Below are 19896 nucleotides of genomic sequence, written 5' to 3' on the forward strand. Positions count from 1 at the left end.
CTCACCTGACCTTTTTTATTCTGTCCTCTGGCCGGTGTTGTATGTCTATGCCTTTGATATCCATGTGTTCGCTTTCATAAGTGAACCTGAACTCGTTGCCTTGTTTCGGTACCATCTTTTCGGTTCCGGCCGAAGAGACGGTGATCGTATTCTTTGTTTCGTCCACCACTTTCCCGGAAATTCCCGAGTACGGGGCCGATAACACTGCCACATCCAAACCAATGAATTCTGATCTCATGAAATCGCTCCTTTTCATCTTATCTCACTTCTGTGCGGAAACCCATGTTCTCCAGCACGGCTTTTACTTTTTTCTTATGGTCTCCCTGAAGCTCTATGCGTCCGTCTTTGTATGCTCCTCCGGCGGCGCATTTTATCTTCAGCTGTTTGGCGAGGTCCTCGACGTCTATGTCATTCTCGTCGATACCCTCTACCACCGTGACCATTTTGCCGTATCTTCTGCTGTCCACGGATATCCTTACCATCTGTTGCTCGCGTGCGATCTCCTCGCACATGCAGAGCTCTTTAGGCAATCCACAAACCGGGCATATCTCGGCCATCAGATCTTTTCCTCCTCATTCTGAACGGTCAGTATGCGTGCTATGTTTGTTCTTATGGCGCGGATGATACCGGGATTGGAGGGTGCCCCTCCCATCGCCGATACACCTCTCTCATGCATGAGGTCGTTGCGGAGCTCCTTGAGCTTCTCGTTGCGTTCCTCTGTGCTCATTTCTCTTATCTCAGCGGTCTTGAGCAGCGCCATCAGTTGACCTCCCTGTCTGTCTCTGGGGACGCTTCTGCGGGCACCTCTGCGGGCACTTCCGCCGGCGCCGGGGCGCCGAACAGGTCCGGCAGTTTCGCCGCCGCTTCGGTCTTACTGAGGATCGTCGTGTCCGCCGGGAGTTTCGAGCCGGGCCTCATTATTTCGACCGTGACCCCGATCACTCCCATCTTCAGCTTCGCGATCGCGTATCCGCGCTCGACGAACAGCACCCTGGGCTCGCCGCAGAACTTTATGTAGCCTTCTTTGAACTTCTCGGTCCTGTGTCTCTGCCCGGTGAGCTTTCCGGCCACGATTATGTGGCAGCCGCGGGCTCCGGCATCCATCACTCTGCGTACGGTGGAGTGTCCCGCCCTGCGGAAGTGCCACCCTCTCTCAAGGGAGAATGCCAGCTTCTCCGCCATTATCTGCGCATTAAGGCTTGCATTCTCGACCTCCTGAACCTCGATCTGGGGGTTCCCGAAACCGTATCTCTCTTCGATGACCAGCGTCAGGTTCTTGATCGTCTGGCCGCGCCTTCCGATCACCAGCCCCGGTCTTTCCGTCGTTAATATGACGCGGGTTCCCATCGGAGTCCTCTGGATGTCAAGGCCTCCGAAACCGGCGCGGCTGACCTCCTTCATGAGGTACTCTTTGAGAAGAACCCTGCGGACATTCTCGGCAACGAATTTCCTTTCTGATGCCATATCACTCAACCTCCTCTATTATTACCTCTATGTTGGCCGTCTCCTGATTCCACTGAGTGGCCCTTCCCTGCGCCCTAGGCATGTGCCCGGGGATGGTCTGTCCTCTTGCAATGGTTATGGTCGAAATGGCCATGTTGGATGCGTCAAGACCTTTGTAATCGGCGTTGGACATCGCACTCTTTATCACTGCGAGTATAGCCTTCGACGCCTTCACGGGGTATCTCCCCGGCCCGACGCCTTTCTTGTGCGACACTCTCTTGTTGTATCTTTTCAGAGGTACCGGCCTTTCGAGGGCTATTACCTCCTCGAGCGCCGCGACCGCTGTCTCTACTTTCATGCCGCGCACCATTCCGGCGACCTCCCTTGCGAATTTAGGCGAGATGGGCTGATCCTTTGCCACGGCCTTTGCGGAGATGTCCGGGTCGGCCGGCGTTGTGTAGTATTTGTTCCTAGCCATTTTGACACCTCACTTCAGCGGCATGAACTTCGAGGACCTCGTCGCGCCCACTCCGGGTCCGGAGTGCTGGGGCGGCTTCCTCGTAAGTATGAACTCTCCGAGGAAATGGCCGATCATCTCCGGCTTTATCTCGAACTCTTTGAATTCCTTTCCGTTGTATATGCTCACTTTCTTCCCAACGAACTGGGGTATGATCGGCAGGTCCCTGCGGTGTGTCCTGACCGGCTCCTCCGCAACCTTCAATTTATCGAACAGCAGCTGCTGCTCGTAGTTAAGGCCGCGGAGGTACGTCCTCCTGGCCCTTGAAGGAAGAATGCCCAGTATCTCGTCAAAGGACATGGCCAGAAGCTCCTCCATCGTGAATCCGCGATAGAGGAATTCTTTCTTCCTCCTCGCCTGGATCGCCGATGCTTTCTTCCTGGTTCTCCTCCTGGTGGCCTTTGCCGATCCTGCAATTATCTTCTTTGCCATTCAGAATCACTTCCTCTTTTTCTTAGGCAGGAAACCTACCTTTTGTCCCGGCGATGCGGTCCTCTTCTGACAGTTCGGCCCGCCCACATGGGGATGGCTTCCTCCGCCGTGGGGGTGGTCCACTGCGTTCATCGCAACACCGCTTACTTTCTTGTTAGCGGTGGACCTTGACCTCAGCGTCAGGTAATTCTTTCCGGCTTTGGCGAGAGGCTTGTCTCCTCTCCCTCCACCTGCAACGACACCTATCACCGCGCGGCAACTGGGGTTGAACTCCTTCATTGCTCCTGAAGGCATGAGTATCATGACCTTCTCTCCTCTGGTGACGACGGTCGCCGACGACCCGGCGGTCTTGGCATATTTTCCTCCGTCGCCGGGTTTCGATTCGATGTTGTGGATAGCCGTTCCCTCCGGTATCCTGGACAGGAGGGTTATGCAGCCCGGTGCGATCCTGTCGCCCCCGACGTATATCTTCTGTCCGACCTTCATGCCGGCGGCCGCGAGCTGGTAGTCCGTGACCCCGCCGAAGTCTATGACCGCAAGAGGGCTTGTCCTTCCGGGTGCCTGAATTAGGTCTTTTATCGTGCCTACTCCCTCATCGAAGCTGGGGAGTCTGACGTCGTCCACGTGTCTGTGGCTGGGCGAGCGGTATTGCGGTCCGCCGCGCCCCCTTCTTTGTGTAATCAATCTCTTTCCCATTCGATCACCTCAGAACACTCCGACCCTCATACCTACATCCTCCGCAGAGTAGCCTTCCGCGAGCTTGATGATGGCGTGTTTGCCGTCTTTCTGTATCTTCGTCCACACAGCTTCGACCTTCACTTCGAAACGCTCCTCGAAGGCCGTTTTTATGTCCGCTTTATTGGCGTGCCTGTGTACAATGAACTCTATCTTGTTGCCGTCCCTGAATCTCTGAGTGGGGGTGCCGGACAACAGATTGAGGGTCTTTTCCGTAACGTACGGTCTGATTAGTATGTCGCTCTGTTTCACTGCGTCCACTCTCCTATCTCGGCGATGGCCGATCTGGTGTATACCGTGAGTCTGCCTGCGTCCCCGCCGGGTGCGAGTATGCCTGCGTTGAGGGTGCTGACCGACTCGATATCCACTCCGGGGAGGTTCTTTGCTCCCTTGAACACCGGCGCGTCCCTGTCGGACACCACTATCAGGATGGAGGTCGGAGTTCTGTATCTCCTGTTCCTCATCTTCCCTCTGCCTGCGCGGATCTTGCGGCCTTCCTTTGCCCTCTCCACATCGTAACCTATGCCGATGCTGTCGAACACGTCGTTTATCTCAGACGTGCTTGCGATATTCTGGAATTCGTCATCTATGACGATGGGGAACGAAACAGAGTCATCGAACTGGTGACCGCGCTCTCTGACACAGTCGGCGCAGCCTGTTGCCGCAATTGCGGAAAAACGCGCCACTCTCAATTCCTTCTTGTTGACCTTCTGTTCCCATTTCCTCTCCGGGCGCGGAGGGTGGGCCCTCCTTCCGGTCACGTTGTTGGGGGACTCCGTCGCCCTCCTTCCGTCATGGAGCCTCTGGACACGGGCTACGCCCCTTCCTTTGCCCCATGTGCTCACCGAGTGCCTCATTCCCGATCTCTCGGCCGGTCCATAAGGCTGTCTCTTGTTCGCCGCGGCGGCCAGGATCGCTTTCTTGATTATGTCCGGTCTGTACTCGGACGAGAACACCTCGGGGACGTCGATGGTTCCGGAGACCTCTCCTTTTACGGAATAAACATTAGTCTGTGCCATTTCTCATGCCCCCTGCTTTGACTCGGTGGAGATGTATGTCACATCTGCGGCCGAGATGTCGGCTTTCTTGGGCGCTCTTGTGGCGTCCCTGAGCCTTATCAGTCTCTTTGTGGGTCCCGGAACGGATCCGTGTATCAGGACATATGTGTTCCTTACTTCTCCGTAGTTGAGGAAACCTCCCTTGGGGTTGACCTCCCCTCCGTCCTGTCCCACTTTTATTATCTTCTTATTGAACTCCGTTCTCTGGTGGTATCCCATCTGACCGGATGCCGGAACGGTGCTTCTTACATAACCGGGCCTCTTGGGGCCTAGGTTCCCGATGCCGCGGCGGTGCTTGCTGTTCTTGTGCGAGAGCAGCTTGACCCCCCATCTCTTGGTAACTCCCTGGAACCCTTTTCCTTTCGTGACCGCGATCACGTCTATCAGTGCGCCTTCGGCCGCAAAATCCTTGAGTGCTATCTCTTTTCCCAGGATCTCCTTTGCATACTTGACCCTGTCTTCGGTCTTCCCGCCGCCGATCCTGAGCTCCATCAGATCGGGGACCTTCTTCGGAACCCCCGATACCATCTTCGGCTGAGTGTATGCGAGGATGCGGACGTCTTCGACGTCAAGCCCCTCATACCTTCCGAATGATGACTCATCATGGTTGGTCGGCGTGTTCAGTCTCCTTGAAAGCAGGGGGTCGATGTCTTTTGCCCATACTTCCCCTGCCGTCTTGAGACCCATTATGCTGCTCTCATAGAATCTTACCGCGGCCACCTTCATGGGCGGCACTTCGACAACCGTGACCGGTATCTGAAGCTCCATGCCGGACGTTGTGCTCTTGGCCCTCTTGTCGACGATGAACGCATGCGTCATCCCGACCTTATATCCGGCGAACCCCTGTATCTTAGGTGCTCCGCCGATCTCCGGCCACGAGTCCAGCCTCGGAGTCTGCGACTTCGCTCTTTTCCTAGGGCCGAATGCCCTGGATCCTCTCTTTGGACGTCTCCTCTGTGACATTTATTCACATTCCTGCGAGGGTGTCTTCGCTAACCTCGCGCTTTATTGACGAACGCGTCTTGATGTTCCGACCGTGACGCCATATTCATCTCGAGAACTCGACATGAGTGAACTTGGGTTGCTCAAGGCATTGCCCGGTGCGTCTGGTCGGACATGCTGCATGTCCAATCTAAAAGTGGTATAATTGGGTTATATTTAAAAGCTACTGATAAAAGCGGCTTATGTTCTCTTGATCGGGCATGTTAATTACACCCCCGCTTGCCTATACATGATCTTAAACCAATGCGGAACTTATGCTTAAGAGGACGGCTCCGTCCTGATCTGCTGGAGGAGACCTGTTCCCAGAAATGTTGAGGAATTATTCCCAGAAATGTTGAGGAATTATTCCCATGAATATTCGAACTATCAAAGATCAGGGGGTCCGACCGACCCGGGTGAATACTGGCCTTCAGAGCTCACCGCTCTTCGCCTTTGCCTGGGCCCTCTTCATGCGTGCCTTCGCGTCGAAGCCCGTTGCTTTCTCCACGAACACATTCAGCTTCCTCTTGCTGTCAAGGATGTCGCTGTCTGCCATCTTCCCTTCCTTGCTGGCGGTGACCACTTCAAGCTTATCCTTGCCGATCACCTTCACAGTTATGCTTTCCAGCACCCCGTATGACGAAACGAGCGCATCCCCTTTCTTGGACGCGTTGCCGAAGACATCTTTCATCATATTTTCCAGAAGATCCCCTTCTATATTCTTGAACCATCCTTTTTTAATATCGTACTCAACCATCTTTCGCACTTCCCAAAGCAAGGTCGTTGTCGAACCTTCTGTCAAGGTCCGCCGCCGTACCAAGTATCCTTTCCAATCCCAAATACGTTTGCCAATCCTTTATACAGTCGCATTTGACGTCAAGGTCTTTCACGTCCTGCGAGAATGAGAACTTCTCGATCCCTTCCAGAACGTTCCTGTCGCATTTACCGCAGTTGTGCACGCCCCTCATGGTCCCCCCTCCGGAGGGAGAGGACATCAATCTGGCGTTCACGGCGCCGGATAGTTTCCTCAGAACTTCTGTCAGTGACCACACCCACGGCGGCCTCAGTTCCCCCGCCCTCCACAGTCTCTCCGCATACGTTCCGCGCTGAACGTTCAGAGGATTTATGGATATCTCGTCCGAGAACTCATCCGCGAACAGAGCCGATCTGATCGTATCCTCCATAGCCACCGATTCCGTGAGGAAGGGCGGCTTCAGCAGAAGGTACGTTCTGACGGTCAGGCCCGCCCCTTTGATGATCATTCCGGCGTTTCTGCTGTCATCCGGAGTGAACCCTTTGCTGATCGAAGTTGCCAAGACATCGGGGTCGGAACTCTCAAGACCCAGCGCGATCGTGATCGTTTTGGGGAGCGCTGCTATCGTCTCCTCTTTTACAAATTCGGGGCGGCTTTCGAAAAGGATCCTTTCACACCCGGAAAATTCTTTCAATATCCTTTCTCTTATGGAGAGAGGTATCTCGTTCTCGTCAAGAAAGCTGCCGGAGGTGTATATCTTGACGAATCCCTCTTCATTATATTTTGACAGTGCCTCGTCGACCTGTCTGTTGAGATCGTCCTCCGTCACCCGGCTCAGGGACGCCTGCCTGTATCCGCACATTGTGCAGCCCCCTGTCTTTGCCCAGCAGCATCCGTTCGTGCGCATTATCATTACCATCGCATCGGACACCCTGCCGGATATCAGGTCTTTCTCTTTCCAGCACGCCTCAAGCTGAGACGGCGATCTTTTTTCTTTCATTTCCGTGCCTGTCCTGAGCATATGCTCCTGATTATTAATCATTATCAATTCCGGCCTTGACGTTTCATAACTTGGGTCTTGACACGAAGATGTAACGGGGGGGTTGACTGATGAATATCGGCGGCGGGCGTATTTTTGTTTCGCTTCCTATGCGCTCAAGATCATCCTTGGCTGAAAAGTGCCTGCAGCCCATTTTATTGGGGAGCAAACCAGGCTTTATATGCTGCCCAAGCCTTCGCTTCCGCAAGCCCAAGTCCTATGTCCCCGTCATTATTTTTGACAAAGAGTTCAACTGCTTTGGCAAAGCTTACGCCGTAAATTGCCAACACTGCGTCGACATAATTCTGTGCATTGCTTGTTGCTATCTCTTCGCCATTCAGTTCAACAGTGAGGTCCGTGAGGTTGCCATTGTGCAGGAAGTCTTTCCAATCGTCATATTCGTGTATCAATCCTTTGTGCGTCTCGGCGGCGCCGGAGACCATTTCGCAAAGGTCTCCAAGCTCGGATGATACCCGCTCGGAGAAATCACTTCCATCATGGTAATAATCTTCGTATAGCATGTTTACAGCGATGCAGTCCTCCATACTAACGCCGCCGTGCATGAACAGCACCTTCTTAGCCAGATTCACTGTGCCTTCGGGATCCAACGGCATAATTATATTGTCGAGGATAGAAAACTGTCGCTCTCTGATGGCATCCCTTACCTCATCTATGTTTCCGCATTTGCCTATTATATAGTAATCATATAAGAGGGCCTTCTTGTAAAATGGTAATGGATCAAAAGGTGGAGGGTATTCAGCTGCATAGGGCACACCATCAGACAGCGGTGCTTCCCCCATGTCCCAGCGTAACGCATCAGGAGGATGTGACATGTCTTTGTAAAAATCTATAAACGCGCCTGCAGATAGTGTGCTAAAGGCAGCGACCACAGCTACGACTTTTTGGCAGGTTTCTTTTGGAGATGTTGACTTCTTATCAGTTATTATTGGTTTTCTGCATATGAGTGTGCCCTCATTAGCTTTCTCTCTGTATCCCCAATTGGCAAGGATGTTCGATGTCTCGCCGCCCGTTGGCGTATCTTCAACAACTTTTTTTCGAACTCCAAAATTTATCTCATTCTCTCTTTGAGGAAGCGGGTCGGGTATATATTCCATAGCTTTTCTTCGTATTCCAAATATCCCTTGTTCAGAGAGTGCATCCGCCACTTTATATTGTGTAGCCCTTACATTAACTGTTTCGCCATTTGTAGTTCTTACTTCCATTACAACTTCATCCAACGCAGAGTCATGAGATTCACTAATTACTGTAGGCTTTTGCGGGGCTTCTGTTTTAGCTTTTTTAACTTCAGCGGATCGGACCAAATAACCAACCTCGGTCTGTCGCCAGCCTTTTTAATTTTATGGCTATTCTATCGGATTCTTTGCTTGATTTACTGTTGTAAAGTATACTAATGTGTTCGGGATATGGAACCCTGTCTTCTATTACCGACAGCCCTTGGGATTCACATTCTCCTTTGGAAACCGCAACAACGCCACAGGATGCATTACGCAGAACCTTTGTGTAGTGGTTGTAGGCATCGTCAGGCGTGATCATCTCGCCATCATATACGGAAAGTGATGACCCTCCTTTTGGGAGCGTGAATACTTGGGATGTTATATTTCCCGCTTGAATGAAGCTTGGATGTACCTGGCGCAACAAGAGGGCATCATTTTCCATTGACCATCTCCGATATAGACGAATTGATGCGGTCCCAGCTCAACTTTTCAGACAAGTTGCATTCATATTCTTTTTCAGAATCATTTTCAGTGTCTATCGCGACAACCCGTCCAATCAGCGTTTCGAGATTGACTCTGAGTATCAACTCGCTGACGCCGATAGACCACTCTGCCTGAAGTTCGCCATCTTCGGTTGGAAATATGTGAGGCGTTGGAAGTTTTTCTTCATAGCATAGGGCGAAAAGCTCTGCGACTCTCTTCGCCCCGTCCTTCAAAATCCCTTTACCAGTCCCATCGAGCCAGCCATCCTCCAAATGAGAGAGTTCTTCGATCCTAGCTTGTATATCCAGTGGGTCTAACAGCTGAATATCTTTTACCTCTTCTATTGAAAGCAATTTACCGACACCGCTGAAGTTGCCGATTCCTTCTATATAGATCTTTGTCTGACTTATTTTGTTAGATACCTGCCCTATGAGGTAATTGGACCAAATATCCATATCAATATCCACGGGCAGTGATACTCCCCCCTCGGAGGAGATAACTATAATCTTATCATGTTCCAGATCTATGTTACTGACTATCCCCCATAGCTGTATTTCATCCGTAAAGGGTTTACGGGTTGTAGCCAGTATCCTATGGCGTCTTGCTTTGTTGAATTCCGCCTTTCTTCTGCCGCTCTGTATTATGACTTCTTCGCCTTCCTTGAGGCTGCGCCCAAACTTATCAAAGAAAGGCGCCCACTCTTCGGGCAGTTCCGAGTTGCCTTCCTCTATCACTTCGATGGCGTTTATAATCTCATCGACTGCTTGATAATAGCACGCTTCCTCATCTGTCAGAGATATATGCTGCTGTCCATAAACTGTGAAAGAGAGTCCCACCTCTGTTGATCCTGGCGATATCTTAGAAATACCTATTGAAACCTGCTCTTTGAACCCCCTTGGTAACCGCTCCCTTTGAGGGTGCTGTTCCATGTATTTTTTTGCTGCACAATGTTTTATCAGTTTTTCAAATGCAAGGATGTCAGGGAGTATATCTATTGGCAATGTGTGAAAGTCGAACCTCTTTCCTCTGAAGACAAGCGTTGTACTCTGATCCATATGTTATTTCAATATATCATATTGGTCAATTTATAAATAAAATCTTGTTTGTGTTTTTCTTCTTTGCCAAATATGACTGATAATTATCAAACGAAGTCCATTCGATGGGAAATCAATGGATAACACTCGAAGCGGCAGAGCGTATGGCCTGTGTCAAAAAATTGCCCCGGCAAGCTCATCCGGTATGCGGTGGAGCCCTTGATGTCCCGCACGACAGTGTCCGCACCTATCGGCAGTGGTGCGAGAATCCCCATCGATGAAAGCATATATGCCTTGTCGATGGAGCCTTTTGGACTCTGAACGCATCTTTCAGCGCGAGAACGCGGTCGGCCGTGACATTCAACAAATCTCAGGGGCTCGCTGCCGCAAATCGAGCTACAAAATCGGAAGTTGATACCGGGCCGTTATCTTAATTTTCCGTCGCTGAGGAAATATTAATATGATGCCATTCAATCCAGCCGACAGGTAGATAGATGGTCAGAGAGATTGTCATAATAGGCTCGGGCGCGGCGGGGATCACAGCGGCATCCTCCGCCAGAAAGACCGATCCTGACGCAAAGATAACCGTTTTCACAGAGGATGCGGACATAGCTTACTCTCCCTGCGTCATACCTTGGGCGGTGGAGGGGAAGATCGCGTGGGAAAACGTGATCATGCGTACACCCGATCACTATTCCAGAGAGAAGATGATAGATGTTCTGACACAGACCAAAGTAGACTCCGCGGACGGTTCCGCGAAAACTGTGACCGCCGGAGGTAAGACCTACGGATACGATTCGCTGGTCATAGCCGCCGGAGGGAGAACGTTCATACCTCCGATAGGCGGCGTTGATCTTGACGGGGTGTTCGGCGTAAGGACCCTCAGGGACGGTCGGAACATACAATCATATGCCGAAGGCGTCAAAAGCATCGTGATCTGCGGGGCGGGGACAATAGGACTGGAGATGGCCCTTGCATTCTCGCATCTCGGGAAGGATGTGACCGTCGTCGAAATGCAGGACCAGATCTTACCTCGCATCGCCGATAAGGATATGGCAGACGAGGTCCAGAGATATCTTGAAGATAAAGGGATCGTATTCGCGCTCAATTCACCGGTGCAGTCTGTCAACGGCGCCGGAAAGGTAAGCGGGGTCACCGCAGGGAACAAAGAATATCCCTGCGGCATGGTCATATTCGCTACAGGCGTAAGAGCCAACACAGAGATCCCCAAACAGCTGGGTCTTGACATCGGCCAGCTCGGAGGGGTCATCGTGTCGCCTTCGCTCCAGCCTTATAAGAGGGGGCGCATCGTCCCGGACGTATACGTCGCGGGAGACATAATACAGTGCTCGTCCGCCGCCATGCCCGGTCCGACCGTTAGCCAGCTCGGGTCGTCCGCCGTCAGGCAGGGCAAGGTCGCCGGCAAGAACGCCGCCGGAGGGAAGGCTCTGTACGGGCCGGTAGCAAGCCCGTGGGTGAGCGTGATAGACGAAATGGAAATAGCCGGCACGGGGCTGTCGCTGGGCCTTGCGTCCTGGTACGGAGCGGATCTGGTCTGCGGAAAGGCCGACGGCCTTACCCGCGCCAGGTATTATCCGGACACAAAGAAGATGACTGTGAAAGTGCTTGCCGATGCGGCGTCGCACAGAATAGTGGGCGCACAGATAATCGCAGGCGAAGGGGCCACCGGCAGGATCAACTGGCTTACTTCTGCGATAATGTCGGGAGTGACAGCGGAAGACCTCCTTGTGCGCGCCGAGAATGCTTACTGCCCGCCCACATCGATGGTGAAGGACGTGGTCATCTCGGCTGTGGAAGACCTCTGCGAGAAATTGAAGTGATCCGATGGAATACGACGAATACAAGAAGCTCTACGACTCCCTGAACAGGCCGGACGACATAGAGAGACTTCTCGAGAAAGGTTACGATCAAAGGCTGCTTGAAACACTGTACACCCAGAAGACAAGCAGGGACGTTAAAAAGCGCTTCCATTTCATCAAACAGAAGGCCCCCGATATGCTCAGGGAATGGAAGAGGGGGAGGACGATCATGAACATCTCCGACAAATACAGGTTCCCTCCCATACTGACCGCGATGTTCATTTTTCTGGAGGACGGGGCCAGCAGGAAACAGTTCTGGGAATTCATAAAAACGCCGGAACTGCTTGAAAGCCAGCAGACGGCCGACGAGGTCAGGGATGTGGTCAGGAACGATTTCGTATACTCACCGGACGCCAACGACAGGCAGAAGGAGCGGGGGGTATGGGGAGAGACGCTGCTCCAAGACTGGCTGGACGAGCAGAACATCAAATACAGAACGGAAGAGGATCTTCGCGGCGAGGGACAGAAGACCCCCGACTGTCTGCTTGACGAGCCGATGCTCTATGACGGGAAGAAGATATGCTGGATCGAGAGCAAGGCGTCGTTCGGCGATAATGTCGAGTTCCGTTTCAACTCAAGAAAGCAGCTCTGCCCGTACACAAATCTCTTCGGCCCGGGTCTCGTAGTGTATTGGACAGGCTGTCTTAACGATATGGAATGCCCGGAAGGCGTTTACATCTCCGACATATCCGTGCTGGAGAAAAAACTTGAGAAGATCACCGAGTGATCTTTCTTTTATATTCTTCTCTGAGTTCACCCAGCGTCGCGGTCCTCTCCGCGAATGCGTCATGCTTGTGAATGGATTCCTCCGACTCGCTCTTCACCGTTATCTCCACGTTGTCCGGGAGCTTTTCATACTTTTCGACGATGGATTCCAGAACGCTCCTCACCACATCCTCCACGAACTTCGGGTTGGCGTGGGCGTTGATCACGACCTGCCCCTCGTCGTCTCTTTTAAGAAGTTCGAACGTGGGCGAAGAGAACGCTCCCTGTATGATGTCGATTATCTCATCCGCCTCCACATCAGTGCCCTCATCCGTGGTGAACAGGGCTGTGCATACGTTCCTCTGGTTGTGGGACATCACCGCTGTCCCGCCGCAGCCCGTCATCTCCGACACGGTCTGCTGGGCGCACGGACACGCCGTCATCCCTATCACCTCGGCGCCGATCGTCTTCCGTATCCTTTCCCCTCTCACGGCGGTCCCGCCCGCCAGCAGCTTGTATATCTCCAGCGTTTCCCTTCCCAAGGGGGTCCTGCTCTCCCGGAAGTACTCCGCCTCTATACTGACATTCGCCGTTCTGGCATATTCATGGTGGACGAGCAGTTTCCTGCACATGCCGCATGCCATGTTCTCCAGGCCGGTCACCGGCGCCCTTATGCTCTCTTCCACGATATCGCTGAGGACCTCCACGTTCCTGGACAGGTGGGATCCTTTCTGCTCTGCCGGAAGATCCACAAAAATGTCTATTGAACAGTTCAGCGCTCCGTTCAGGGCGCTGCTGATCCCTTCTCTCTTTACGACCACCGGCTTCCTTACGCCGGTAACGCCTACTTTTGTGAGCTTGGACCACGTATCGCCTTTCCGATACTGCACATCGCACTTCAAAGTCATGCGGCGTAATATCCGTTTTAACTTAAAAAGTATAGAGTTACAACAGTTCAGGTAGCAACAAGAAATATCATATCGTATGTTCTATCGGAACGCATGCTGTGCGGCGTCGACGAGGCGGGAAGAGGCTCCGTGCTCGGCCCTTTGGTGGTCGGAGCCGTCTGTTCGGTATCGGACAGGGCGCTCATCGACATCGGAGTGAAGGACTCGAAGAAGCTCTCTCCCAGAACAAGGGAACGCATGTATGACCGGATAGTCAGCGTCTGCGGGGTCAGCGTCGTCTGCGCGTCCGCGGCGGAGATAGACGGCAGGAGGAAAGAGATGTCGCTGAACGAGATCGAACTGAGGATGTTCGTCGAGGCCTGTTCGGCGCTGTCCCCGTCTTCTGTGTACGCGGACTGTCCGGATGTGAACGAGGAGTCCTTTTCAAAAGAGATGCGCAGAATGATGAAAGATGCGGTGATAATAGCCAGACACAAGGCCGACGATATATTTCCGATAGTCTCCGCCGCATCCATTGTCGCAAAAGTGACCCGGGACAGGATGATCGCCGATATTCAAAATGAACTGGGAACCGATATCGGAAGCGGCTATCCGAGCGACCGTTGTACGATGGAGTTCATAGAAAAATGGATAAAAGATAACGGAACTCCTCCCCCACATACGCGCTGTTCATGGGAGCCGGTGAGACAGATGATGACCGTTTCGAAGAACACCAAGATCAGCGACTGGTGAGATCATGAGCATGGAAGCATCGATTCAGACACTTATTGACAAGTTCCACGGGAAGATGGAGAAGGATGAACTGGCAAGAGAAGAGATAATGCCATTGAAGAAAACGTTCAACATCGACCTCGGTACGGAGCATTACTCAATGAGGCTGGAGAATGCCCGGATAGAGGATTTCGTGCCGCAGATGCTTGACGAGGCCGACGTGACCCTCTACACCACACCGGAAAGTCTCCAGGGGCTCATAGACGGCACCCTCAGGCCGATGAAAGCGTACATCACGAAGAAGATAACGATAAAAGGCAAGATACAGGACCTCCTGTTCCTGAAGAAGTTCTTCTGACGAAGGGATACGGTCCTTCGTTACACGATGCCGATAAACCTGCCGCACACTGTATCAGACGGACCGCGTGTGTTCTAGCTACGGAATTCGTGAACTGTGCAGTCAGAGCAGGCTGTGCAAAGTTTTTATATCAAATAGCAGTAGGAGGGGATAACAGCGAGGTGGGGTAGCCAGGATATCCCGTCGGGCTCATAACCCGGAGACCGGTCGTTCAAATCGACCCCTCGCTACCATCCTTTCTATCACTTTTCCGCACTGGGTCTTTCTTTGACCTTATAACAGGCCCTTCGCTTCTTCGGGAGATATCTCCAGCGCCTTGAGCATGTATTCCAGAGCTTTCTTGGCATACGGCGCCCTTGCCTTCGGGTCCTCCATTATTTCTCCGTAGGTTGCCATGACATTGTTGAAGTACTCGATGGCGAACTCAGAGTAAAGCGACGATTCCAGCGACTCGTCGATCTGCGCTGCCTCATTGTATGCTTTTTCGGCCTCGTCGTACTTATTCACGGAGATACAGAACGAGCCGTATGACTGGTAGTATTCCACCTTGTCTCCGTCCAGCTCTATCGCTTTCTTATAAGAATCCATGATCTCTTCGGGGGAAACCTTAGCACCGAACATTCCTGATGCATAATTCCCGCATTCCGCTTTGTAATACCAAATCTCCGCATTCTTCGGATACTCTTCCGCAAGTTTTTTGAAGTGCGAATATGCCTTCTTGAAGTCCCCCTCGTCCATTGCCTTCATTCCGGCCATTATCTTCTTGTCCGGCGTGTCTTCTGCCATAGGCATGATAAGGAAGAGCCGATTTTAAATCTCTTTCCTTCTACAACAGCGCTGCGGCATACGTCCGACTGCCGTTGCGCTCCCGGACAGAGAAGATGACACAGAAGCCGGCCTCATCCGGGAAATAAAAATACCGGGGACGGCGCCCCGTGACCATAAAGAAAGATTGTTAAGTTGTTTAGGGGTGTTTTCCCTTCCGCATGCTCTGTCCGTTGCTGTCGGCTTCGTTCTTCTTACGAGTTCTTTCTCCCGAAGATAAGGAAGGCCGAGATCAGCAGTATCAGCGCGACGGCTATCACAGCAGCTATCCATATCCAGTAGCCGGCGCTGTCGCCGCCGGAGAAGCAGAGGACCATGTCCACACTTTCCGCGTTGGAATAGAAGGTCACCACGGATGTCTTGTAGACGTCGCTCCCTTCCCTCCATTCTTTGAACTCGTATCCTCCCTCGGCGACGGCCCTGATGATGAGGTCCGTGTTTTCAGAGAGGACCACCGTCGATGTGTACCTCGTGAAGCTCACTCCTCCGTCCACGCTGTATTCGGCGTAGCCTCTGCCTTCTATGGCCCCGATGTTCAGGGTTATGTCCCCTCCGACCCTTGTGGTCCTGCCGGTGACCTGTATGGAGTGGTTCATATCCACATTATAGAAGCTGTACGACCCGCGGCGGATATCCGTCTGCGAAAGTTGTACGCCGTCCACTATCACCGCGTCGATGTAGAAACCGGTATTGGCGGAGAAGACGAACGTGATATCGTTCCCCTTCTGTACGGCCGTCTTCCCGTTGGGAGATATGGAGGTCATGGAATCGGAGGTTGCGGTTATGACGTAATTCATCGTGACGACCGGAATGAACACCTCTGCGATCAGCTGGTCGCTCACAACCGATATCCGGAGGTCGTATCCGCCGACAGCGAGCGTCGGGTTCGCCGGAGTTCCGGACATCGTTCCGGCGCTTCCGTCGATCAGGATCATCTTGCCGCCGGGCAGCATTCCCGCCGGCGGACCGGCCGAGTCAATGTCCACAGCCGCGGCGCCTATGTCCGCGGCGCCGTTGACCGTTGCGTATACCATTGTGACCAGGTTGGGCGAACCTATGAAGTCCAGCGCAGAGTTGGCGTTGGAACCGATAGTGAAGTTTCCGTCTATCACGCTGTCGGCGGCGAACGCCGCTCTGTTCACGTCGTTTGAGAGAAGGACATCTCCGGTTATGAGGTCCCAGTTCTCAATCACCGTTCCAGCGTTTGCGCGTATGCCATATGTGTTGCCTTTGATCTCGCCGCCGTAGTTATAGACCTCTCCTCCGGCGACAAGGTAGATGCCGTCCCATACGGTACCTTGGATCAGACCGGAGTTCTCTATCTTATCGCCGGCTGAGCCAGCTCCGATATACACTCCGCTGGGGCCGGTGATCACGCCGCCAGTATCGTTTTCGATGTTTGCGGACGCCTCAGCGTAGATGCCGTAAAGGTTGCCGGCGATGCCGCCTTCGTTGTACACAGATCCGCTGACAAAGAAATATATGCCGTAGCGGTCGCCTGAGATTATCCCGGCAGCGTTGTTGGTTATCAGGAAATCACTTCCGGCATTGATTTCAATGCCGCTAAACATCGTACCTTGTATCAGACCGGAGTTCTCGATCTCGTCGCCCGTTGAGCCGACCCCGATGTACACTCCGGTGGGGCCGGTGATGATGCTGGCGGCAGCGTTGTCGATCGCGGCGGAGGTCACGGCGTAGACACCGCAGAGGTTGCCGGCGATGCCGCCTTCGTTATAAACAGAACCGTGGACATTTAGACATACACCGTAGCGCTCGCCTGAGATTATCCCGGCAGCGTTGTTGGTTATCAGGAAATCACTTCCGGCATTGATTTCAATGCCGCTAAACATCATACCTTGTATCAGACCGGAGTTCTCGATCTCGTCGCCGCTGGCAAAGTTCCCGATGTACACTCCGCTGGGGCCGGTGATCACGCCGCCAGTATCGTTTTCGATGTTTGCGGACGCCTCAGCGTAGATGCCGCAGAGGTTGCCGGCGATGCCGCCTTCATTGTGCACCTGACTGCTGACGTTGAGATATATGCCGTTGCGTTCGCCTGAGATTATCCCGGCAGCGTTGTTGGTTATCAGGATATCGCTTCCGGCATTGATTTCGATGCCGCTAAACATCGTACCTTGTATCAGACCGGAGTTCTCAATCTCGTCGCCGGTTGAGCCAGCTCCGATATACACTCCGCTGGGGCCGGTGATCACGCCGCCAGTATCGTTTTCGATGTTTGCGGACGCCTCAGCGCAGATGCCGCAGAGGTTGCCGGCGATGCCGCCTAAGTTGTGCACAGATCCGCTGACATTGAGGTATATGCCGTAGCGTTCGCCTGAGATTATCCCGGCAGCGTTGTTGGTTATCAGGATATCGCTTCCGGCATTGATTTCGATGCCGCTAAACATCGTACCCTGTATCAGACCGGAGTTCTCGATCTCGTCGCCGCTGGCAAAGTTCCCGATGTACACTCCGCCGGGGCCGGTGATCACACCCCCCGTATTGTTTTCAACATTGGCGGATGTCACGGCATGTATGCCGTAATAGATGTTCCCGGTTATCCGGCCTTCATTGTCGATATTGCCGGCCACATCGGCATCCAGGAATATTCCTCTGTTCCCGCCTTCTATGGTGCCGCTGCTGGCGTTGGTAACGGTAACGCTGGGAGAGATGCCTTGGCCGTCATATGCATATATGCCGTTATAGTTCCCGCCGTATATCACGTTGTTATTGATGACCGTTCCGCCGGAACCGAGGTTTATGCCGTTGTTGGGGCCTTGGATCGTTCCTCCTACTTCATTTGTGATGTGCACGTCAGCGAGTTCCGCATAGATGCCGTTGTAGAGGTGGCCGGTGATGGTGCCGGAGTTGACAACTGTGCCGTTCCCGTTAACAAAAACTATGCCGCTCCCGTTCCAGCCCTGTTGTGTAAACCCTTCGATCGTACCGCTGTTATTGACATAGCCGTCTTGATCGATCAGGATACCGATGTCCCCTCCCTGTATGAGGCTGCCGAAGTTATTCGTAACAGAGAACGGGGTGCCTTCGGCGAAGATCCCGTAATAATCATTACCGACTATCGCGCCTGAATTTGTGACGATGCCGCCGCCGAGGGTGTGTATGCCGTATTGGCCCCCTTGGATCGTGCCGCCAGAGTCATTTGAAATACTGATGCTACCGCCGGAATAGATCGCATCCCAGTTCGTCCCGTTGATCGTGCCTGAGTTAACGACAGTGCCGCCCGAGTCAAGCCAAACGCCTTGTTCGGTGCCTTCGATCGTGCCGGTGACCCCGTTAGTAACAGTGACAGCGGATGCAGAAAATACTCCTTGCATCAAAGCAGTGACCGCCGCCGTATTAGTAAAAGAAGAACCGCTTTGAAGAATAATGGCTATGCCGGCCGATTCGTCCGCTCTGCCAATATCATGGCCAGCCTCCTCGGGCTGAGAGTATATCCACAGATTGCTTCCGGGCGTGACGGTAAAGCCGCCTTGGCCAAAGACGTAGAAGGTATTCATCGTGCAGTCGTTCGCAATGATCAGATGCACGTCGCCGCTGACGTTGATCGTTGTTGCGTAAGTGAATGTCGTCCCGTCGGCATAATACCAGCCGGACGTAAGCCCGGTCTCGCCACCGGTGATGGCCGTCGGTGTTACCGATGTGTAGCCTGTGCTGCCGTCCACATCCACATATGCGACCCTTTTCCTTATTAACGTTATCGGGTAAAACCATTGTCTGACGGAACTTGGAGTACGTAAACTCACGCCGTAAATAACGTGCTTCTTTGTTTGCATCATTACTGTCATTCTTTTTTTCCATCGTAATCACCAAATCGTTATCGTCATCGATTTGCACAGAAAAATCATCTTTTGTCATGCCGGCAGCCGCTACTTCGACGATATAGGCTTGCTCTGATTCTTTAACATTGATAGCCGGAACGGTTGCGCTTGTTCCGACTTTCCAGTCGTCTTTAAAAAAATCGTTGAAAAACAACGGGAGCCATTCCTGATTCTGATTTCTTCTCATTACTGTTGTCATAATTTTTATCTCCTATCTCTTTATAAATTAAAAAAATTGAACTTTTATTTTGCTTGGACTTTTTTATCTTCGCATCTATTGTAAAACAAATCTCATGCCAATCACCCCAATACGCCATTTTGTCATATATTTTTCATTTATTACTGCAATTTAAAGAAATATCATGTCATTATGTCATTTTTTGCTATTTTATTGTTTATCTCCGATAATGTAATGCACCTCCTTTTACGGCTATTATTTTGAATTGCTCTTAACTTGTATTGCTTTCACATCCGATGTAAGCGCCGAATTAATGAAAGTAATACACGTCACATTCATCTTGTTCGCCGTGTGAAGCGCTGCTGGTGTCTACACCCTGTCAGCCCCCGCGATAAGCATCTTTAACCGCCGTTATATTCCAACCACAGCATGTAAATCTACGTTCTAGGATTTGTAGTTTGGCCGGGTAAAGGAACATCTTCATTAAATCCGGGAATAGGGCCAAACTCATAATTATCTAAAAGCAGATTTTGTGGAGAGGCCATGATTTCGTCCCAGGTAATGAATTTACCGGTATATGCCGATTCACGCCCCATGATGGCCATGAGCGTTGAGTGGGCAAGAATATCAGCTTCATTAATAGGGTTATCGGTTCGTATGGCATGTATCAAACGGACGTGTTCCTGTACCATGAGGTCATGTGTTTTCAGACGCGCCGAATCGTCGTCACTCCGTTTTGGTGGTTCCCACATTACTGAACCGTCCAAGTTATAAATCTTAC

The 19896-nt window shown here is 52.3% G+C and carries 23 protein-coding genes and 1 tRNA gene; 5 read left to right on the forward strand and 19 right to left on the reverse strand.

Translation table 11 applies throughout. The features are described from left to right. Position 1: 1 nt before the first annotated feature. The 15 genes from FWG96_07050 to FWG96_07120 form a co-directional block, all read right to left on the reverse strand. Positions 2-256, reverse strand: a complete 255-nt coding sequence (locus tag FWG96_07050; protein MCL2033003.1) for a ribonuclease P protein subunit — start codon at positions 254-256, stop codon at positions 2-4. 1 nt (position 257) lies between these two features. Continuing rightward, positions 258-557 carry a stress response translation initiation inhibitor YciH gene (gene yciH / locus FWG96_07055; protein MCL2033004.1) on the reverse strand — a complete coding sequence of 100 codons (300 nt, stop codon included), beginning with the start codon at positions 555-557 and terminating at the stop codon, positions 258-260. Continuing rightward, complete coding sequence (rpmC, locus tag FWG96_07060) at positions 557-760, reverse strand: 50S ribosomal protein L29 (protein ID MCL2033005.1); 204 nt, start codon at positions 758-760, stop codon at positions 557-559. Before rpmC ends, yciH begins: the two co-directional genes overlap by 1 nt. Continuing rightward, positions 760-1464 (reverse strand): 30S ribosomal protein S3, encoded by a 705-nt coding sequence (locus FWG96_07065; protein MCL2033006.1) that lies wholly within the window; start codon positions 1462-1464, stop codon positions 760-762. Before FWG96_07065 ends, rpmC begins: the two co-directional genes overlap by 1 nt. Before the next feature lies 1 nt (position 1465). Further along, positions 1466-1921: a 50S ribosomal protein L22 gene (locus FWG96_07070; GenBank protein ID MCL2033007.1), complete on the reverse strand. Its 456-nt coding sequence runs from the start codon at positions 1919-1921 to the stop codon at positions 1466-1468. Between the two features lie 9 nt (positions 1922-1930). After that, the gene (locus FWG96_07075) at positions 1931-2392 is read right to left on the reverse strand and encodes a 30S ribosomal protein S19 (protein MCL2033008.1); all 462 of its coding nucleotides are present in this window, start codon (positions 2390-2392) and stop codon (positions 1931-1933) included. 6 nt (positions 2393-2398) lie between these two features. Next, positions 2399-3088 (reverse strand): 50S ribosomal protein L2, encoded by a 690-nt coding sequence (locus FWG96_07080; protein ID MCL2033009.1) that lies wholly within the window; start codon positions 3086-3088, stop codon positions 2399-2401. Between the two features lie 9 nt (positions 3089-3097). Beyond that, a complete protein-coding gene (gene rplW / locus FWG96_07085) occupies positions 3098-3388 on the reverse strand; it encodes a 50S ribosomal protein L23 (GenBank protein ID MCL2033010.1) in 291 nt (96 codons plus the stop codon). Continuing rightward, positions 3376-4146 (reverse strand): 50S ribosomal protein L4, encoded by a 771-nt coding sequence (gene rpl4p / locus FWG96_07090; GenBank protein MCL2033011.1) that lies wholly within the window; start codon positions 4144-4146, stop codon positions 3376-3378. Before rpl4p ends, rplW begins: the two co-directional genes overlap by 13 nt. A 3-nt stretch (positions 4147-4149) precedes the next feature. After that, complete coding sequence (locus tag FWG96_07095; protein ID MCL2033012.1) at positions 4150-5148, reverse strand: 50S ribosomal protein L3; 999 nt, start codon at positions 5146-5148, stop codon at positions 4150-4152. 448 nt (positions 5149-5596) lie between these two features. Then, positions 5597-5923: a DUF5611 family protein gene (locus tag FWG96_07100; protein MCL2033013.1), complete on the reverse strand. Its 327-nt coding sequence runs from the start codon at positions 5921-5923 to the stop codon at positions 5597-5599. Beyond that, a complete protein-coding gene (locus FWG96_07105) occupies positions 5916-6920 on the reverse strand; it encodes an archaeosine biosynthesis radical SAM protein RaSEA (protein ID MCL2033014.1) in 1005 nt (334 codons plus the stop codon). The genes FWG96_07100 and FWG96_07105 overlap by 8 nt, the downstream gene beginning before the upstream one ends. Positions 6921-7114: 194 nt before the next feature. Continuing rightward, complete coding sequence (locus FWG96_07110; protein MCL2033015.1) at positions 7115-8197, reverse strand: hypothetical protein; 1083 nt, start codon at positions 8195-8197, stop codon at positions 7115-7117. Between the two features lie 67 nt (positions 8198-8264). Continuing rightward, on the reverse strand, positions 8265-8636 hold the full coding sequence (locus tag FWG96_07115) for a hypothetical protein (protein ID MCL2033016.1): 372 nt from the start codon (positions 8634-8636) through the stop codon (positions 8265-8267). Further along, complete coding sequence (locus FWG96_07120) at positions 8626-9732, reverse strand: hypothetical protein (GenBank protein MCL2033017.1); 1107 nt, start codon at positions 9730-9732, stop codon at positions 8626-8628. The genes FWG96_07115 and FWG96_07120 overlap by 11 nt, the downstream gene beginning before the upstream one ends. 473 nt (positions 9733-10205) lie before the next feature. Here FWG96_07120 and FWG96_07125 point away from each other — a divergent pair, with 473 nt between their 5' ends. Together FWG96_07125 and FWG96_07130 are read left to right on the forward strand one after the other, a co-directional pair. Next, complete coding sequence (locus FWG96_07125) at positions 10206-11552, forward strand: FAD-dependent oxidoreductase (protein MCL2033018.1); 1347 nt, start codon at positions 10206-10208, stop codon at positions 11550-11552. A gap of 4 nt (positions 11553-11556) precedes the next feature. Then, positions 11557-12318 (forward strand): C15orf41 family protein, encoded by a 762-nt coding sequence (locus FWG96_07130; protein MCL2033019.1) that lies wholly within the window; start codon positions 11557-11559, stop codon positions 12316-12318. On the opposite strand, the gene mptA is transcribed toward FWG96_07130, so the two are convergent. After that, positions 12308-13204: a GTP cyclohydrolase MptA gene (gene mptA / locus FWG96_07135; protein MCL2033020.1), complete on the reverse strand. Its 897-nt coding sequence runs from the start codon at positions 13202-13204 to the stop codon at positions 12308-12310. The two genes, FWG96_07130 and mptA, sit on opposite strands and share 11 nt — an antisense overlap. Positions 13205-13297: 93 nt before the next feature. On the opposite strand from mptA, the gene rnhB reads away from it, so the two are divergent. From rnhB to FWG96_07150, 3 genes are all read left to right on the forward strand, one after another. Then, complete coding sequence (gene rnhB, locus FWG96_07140) at positions 13298-13936, forward strand: ribonuclease HII (GenBank protein MCL2033021.1); 639 nt, start codon at positions 13298-13300, stop codon at positions 13934-13936. A gap of 4 nt (positions 13937-13940) precedes the next feature. Continuing rightward, positions 13941-14273, forward strand: coding sequence for an SCP2 sterol-binding domain-containing protein (locus FWG96_07145; protein ID MCL2033022.1), 333 nt, complete (start codon positions 13941-13943; stop codon positions 14271-14273). A gap of 155 nt (positions 14274-14428) precedes the next feature. Further along, a tRNA-Met gene (locus FWG96_07150) sits at positions 14429-14506 on the forward strand. A gap of 40 nt (positions 14507-14546) precedes the next feature. Here FWG96_07150 and FWG96_07155 read toward each other — a convergent pair. From FWG96_07155 to FWG96_07165, 3 genes are all read right to left on the reverse strand, one after another. After that, complete coding sequence (locus tag FWG96_07155; protein ID MCL2033023.1) at positions 14547-15059, reverse strand: tetratricopeptide repeat protein; 513 nt, start codon at positions 15057-15059, stop codon at positions 14547-14549. Positions 15060-15292: 233 nt separating this feature from the next. Then, complete coding sequence (locus tag FWG96_07160; GenBank protein MCL2033024.1) at positions 15293-18895, reverse strand: hypothetical protein; 3603 nt, start codon at positions 18893-18895, stop codon at positions 15293-15295. A gap of 657 nt (positions 18896-19552) precedes the next feature. Then, positions 19553-19896 (reverse strand): hypothetical protein (locus FWG96_07165; protein MCL2033025.1); only part of this gene is annotated, 344 nt, incomplete at its 5' end.

The sequence above is a fragment of the Candidatus Methanoplasma cognatum genome (assembly GCA_009777615.1).
GTDB lineage: Archaea > Thermoplasmatota > Thermoplasmata > Methanomassiliicoccales > Methanomethylophilaceae > Methanoplasma > Methanoplasma cognatum.